The sequence below is a fragment of the Haloferax sp. Atlit-6N genome (genome assembly GCF_003383195.1).
GTDB classification, from domain to species: domain Archaea; phylum Halobacteriota; class Halobacteria; order Halobacteriales; family Haloferacaceae; genus Haloferax; species Haloferax gibbonsii.
The window spans coordinates 1-473 of sequence record NZ_QEQJ01000280.1 but is presented as its reverse complement, the minus strand read 5'-3'; the positions used below and the strand labels follow the sequence as shown (position 1 = coordinate 473).

General features: G+C 55.8%; 1 protein-coding gene. It reads left to right on the top strand.

The window, feature by feature from the left end:
- Positions 1-201 precede the first annotated feature (201 nt).
- Positions 202-384 (top strand): hypothetical protein, encoded by a 183-nt coding sequence (locus tag DEQ92_RS22350; protein WP_233516950.1) that lies wholly within the window; start codon positions 202-204, stop codon positions 382-384.
- Positions 385-473 lie beyond the last annotated feature (89 nt).

Genomic DNA, 473 nt, shown 5'->3' with positions numbered 1-473 from the left:
GTCGTCGCTGTTTGGATGGTTTTTCATAAGTTATGAGCCCCGATTCCGGCTCAGAGACACTCAGACCCGAAATAATTGGGTCGCCGAATTGTACAATTTGTACGTTTTTGCCCGCGTATTAGTGTGACAAAGTAGCATACCAACCGATGCAGCGTGTCTCACACCGGAGCGTTGAACTGACCGGTCGCCGGAACGTACGACGTGAACTCGAACGATCGGTCGATCGTGGCGTTGGTGATGCTCGCTCACGGGATGGTCCACACCTACGAGCTTTCGATCCCGATCTTCGTCTTGATCTGGCTCACGGAGTTCGACGTGCTCTCGCTCGGCGTCGCCGAGTTCGATCGTGCCGTCGCTGAGGAACTGGAGGTCCTCGTCGGATGAGCCCGCAGTATGTTGGGAGGTGAAAAGTACGGTCGCGTCGTCCCGTGTGAGATATTCGAGGAAGCCCATCGCCTGTTTTCGGAACCCGC